Here is a 3,083-nt window from a genome sequence, read left to right as displayed (position 1 = left end):
ACCCAACTGCGGGTCCAGCAACCCACACACCTCATCAAACGCCCCAGCAAACACCGGGAAGCGCGCATACAACTCCGCGCCCATACCCACGCGCTGACTGCCCTGCCCACTGAACAGCCACACCAGCCCACCACCGGGGGCTTGGCCAGAAGGGATCACGGACGGATGCGGCTCACCAGCAGCCAGCGCCCGCACACCCCCAAGCAACTCCTCCCCACCCTGCCCCAGCACCACCGCCCGCTCCTCGAACAACGACCGCGAGGTCACCAGCGAACGACCCACCGCCCCCACCGCACCCGACACCTGGGCCAACGCCGCTGCCTGCCCCCGCAGCGCCTCCGCACCCCGCGCCGAGACCACCCACGGCACCACACCGACAACAACATCCGCCCCCACCGGCGACACGGACTCCTCCGCGACCGGCGGCTCTTCCACAATCACATGCGCGTTCGTGCCGGACATACCGAAGGCCGAGACGGCGGCCCGGCGCAGGCCGACTCCGTCGACGCGCGGCCATTCGCGCTGCTGCGTCAGCAGACGTATCCCGCCGGACGACCAGTCGACCCGGGTCGAGGGTTCGTCGATGTGCAGAGAGGCGGGCAGCACACCGTGCCGCATCGCCTGCACCATCTTGATGATGCCGGCCACTCCGGCCGCACCCTGGGTGTGCCCGATGTTGGACTTGACCGAGCCGAGCCACAGCGGCCGATCCGCTGCCCGCCCCTGCCCGTACGTCGCCAGCAGTGCGCCCGCCTCGATCGGGTCGCCGAGGCGGGTACCTGTGCCGTGGGCCTCGACGGCGTCCACCTCGGACGGCGAGAGCCCGGCGTTCGACAGCGCCTGCCGGATGACGCGCTCCTGGGAGGGGCCGTTGGGCGCCGTCAGGCCGTTGCTGGCACCGTCCTGGTTCACGGCCGAACCCCGCAGCACCGCCAACACCTGGTGGCCGTTGCGCCGCGCGTCCGACAGTCGCTCCAGCAGGACCAGACCCACGCCCTCGGCGAGGCTGGTGCCGTCCGCCGCGTCGGCGAAGGGCTTGCAGCGCCCGTCCGGGGACAGCCCGCGCTGCCGGGAGAACTCGGTGAACATCGCAGGTGTCGCCATGACCGTCACGCCACCCGCCAGGGCCAGCTCGCATTCGCCCTGGCGCAGCGCCTGGCACGCGAGGTGGATCGCCACCAGCGACGACGAGCATGCCGTGTCCACCGAGACGGCGGGGCCTTCCAGGCCGAGTGTGAAGGCGATTCGCCCGGACAGGACACTCAGGGCGTTGCCGGTCAGCAGATGCCCTTCCGTGCTCCTCTCGATGTGCGGGGTGCCGAAGCCGGGGAGCCCGGCGCCGGCGTAGACCCCGGTCCCGCTGCCCTTCAGGGCCTTGGGGTCGAGGTGGGCCCGTTCCAGCAGTTCCCAGGCCGACTCCAGCAGCAGCCGCTGCTGCGGTTCCATGGCCAGCGCCTCGCGCGGTGAGATACCGAAGAAGGAGGCGTCGAACAGGTCGGCGTCGTGGAGGAAGCCGCCCTCACGGGTGTAACTGGTGCCCGGGTGATCGGGATCCGGGTCGTACAGCCGCTCCGGGTCCCAGGCAGCACCACGGCCCGTGGGCAGCCCGCCGATCGCGTCCCGGCCGGAGGCCACCAGGTCCCACAGTTCCTCCGGCGAACCGACGCCGCCGGGGAACCGGCAGGCCATGCTGACGACGGCCACCGGTTCCTGGTTCCGCTCCTCGACCTCGCGGAGCCGCTGGCGCGTGTGGCCGAGGTCCGCCGTGACCCGCTTGAGGTACTGGCGGAGCTTGTCTTCCGTGCCGGACGTCACTTCTGGCCCTCCATCAACGGCCTCACAGTTCCCGGTCGATCAGTTCGAAGATCTCGTCGTCGGTCGCGGACTCGACACCGTCGAACGCGGTGCCGGTCGAGGCGCCCGTCTCCGTTTCCGCGTTGCCGCCGTTCACCGCGGACAGAAGGCTGGTGAGCCGCCTGGCGAGTCGGCCGCGTGCCTCGTCGTCCAGGTCGAGTGCGGTCAGGCCGCTCTCGATCCGGCCCAGTTCGTGGAGCAGGGGATCGACGGCCCCGGCTGCTGCTCTCTGTGCCGCGTCTCCGTCGGGGACGAGCCGCCGCCGCAGATGCTCCGCGAGGGCGCCGGCTTCCGGATAGTCGAAGGCCAGGGATGCGGGCAGCCGCAGTCCGGTCGCCGAAGCGAGCCGGTTGCGCAGCTCGACCACGGTCAGCGAGTCGAACCCCAGCTCCTTGAACGGCACATCGCCCTGCACCGCACTCACATCGGCGTGCCCCAGCACGGATGCGGCATGGGTCCGTACGAGGTCGAGCAGCACCCGGCCCTGCTCGTCCGGCGGCAGCGCGGCGAGCCGATCCGCCAGGTCGGCGGATGCTTGCCCGGACGCGGCCGTACGCCGTACGGGCGCTCCTGGCGACGTCCCTGTCGGCCTCCCCACCAAGGTGCGCAGCAGGGCGGCCACGGGTGCGTCGCCCGGACCGGTGGCGGCAGCTGCGCGGGGGTCGATGTCGGCCGCCAGCAACCCGGAGCCGCCGTGCGCGATGGCCGCGTCGAAGAGGGCCAGGCCGTGCGCGGTGGTGAGCGGCTTGAACCCGGTGCGTTCCATTCGGGCGAGGTCGGTTTCGCCGAGCCCGCCGGACATCCCGCTCGCCTCCGCCCACAACCCCCAGCCCACGGAGACACCAGGCAGACCGAGGGAACGACGGTGAACAGCAAGAGCATCACAGAACGTGTTCGCCGCCGCATAGTTCGCCTGCCCAGGACTGCCGAACGTCGCGGCGGCGGACGAGAAGAGGACGAAGAAGGAGAGGGGGAGGTGGGCGGTGGCCCGGTGCAGGTTGTATGCGGCCGTGGCCTTCGGCGCCCATACGCCGGCAAGCCGCTGGGCGGACTGCGAGGCCAGCACGGCGTCATCCAGTACACCCGCCGCATGCACCACACCGGTGAGTGGGTGCGCGGGGTCGATACCCGCGACCAGAGCCTCGACCGCCTTCGCATCCGTCATATCCGCGGCGACGATGCGGACATCGACACCCAGTCCGGTGAGGCGTTCGGTCAGGTCGTGTGCG

Annotated in this window: 2 protein-coding genes; both read right to left on the bottom strand. The window is 71.3% G+C overall.

The features are described from left to right. The coding region (locus tag JW613_RS35410) for a type I polyketide synthase (protein WP_209215304.1) at window positions 1-1,815 on the bottom strand (1,815 nt) is incomplete at its 3' end. A 22-nt stretch (window positions 1,816-1,837) separates the two neighbouring features. After that, the coding region (locus JW613_RS35405; protein ID WP_209215303.1) for a beta-ketoacyl reductase at window positions 1,838-3,083 on the bottom strand (1,246 nt) is incomplete at its 5' end.

Origin of the sequence: Streptomyces smyrnaeus (genome assembly GCF_017676345.1) — a bacterium.
Lineage (GTDB): Bacteria > Actinomycetota > Actinomycetes > Streptomycetales > Streptomycetaceae > Streptomyces > Streptomyces smyrnaeus.
Note: the sequence above shows the minus strand (reverse complement) of the source record. Positions and strands in the feature narration are given on the sequence as shown.